A 309-nucleotide genomic window follows, 5' to 3' on the forward strand; every position below is an offset into this window, starting at 1 on the left:
GGATCGGCGCGATTCACTCGGTGGTGTTCGGCGGCTTCTCGCCGGAAGCCCTGGCCGGTCGCATCATCGACTGCAAATCCAAAGTGGTGATCACCGCCGACGAAGGTATTCGTGCCGGCAAGAAGATTCCGCTCAAGGCCAACGTCGACGACGCGCTGACCAACCCGGAAACCAGCAGCATCCAGAAAGTCATCGTGTGCAAGCGCACCGGTGGCCAGATCAAGTGGAACCAGCACCGCGACATCTGGTTCGAGGACCTGATGAAAGTGGCCGGCACCGTGTGCGCGCCGAAAGAGATGGGCGCCGAAG

The 309-nt window shown here is 61.5% G+C and carries 1 pseudogene; it reads left to right on the top strand.

Annotation, left to right across the window (positions count from 1 at the left end):
* Positions 1 to 309, top strand: a pseudogene (locus KW841_RS30205) (acetyl-coenzyme A synthetase); the annotation flags it as partial.

This window comes from Pseudomonas sp. PDM28 (assembly GCF_019219115.1).
Classification (GTDB): domain Bacteria; phylum Pseudomonadota; class Gammaproteobacteria; order Pseudomonadales; family Pseudomonadaceae; genus Aquipseudomonas; species Aquipseudomonas laurylsulfatiphila.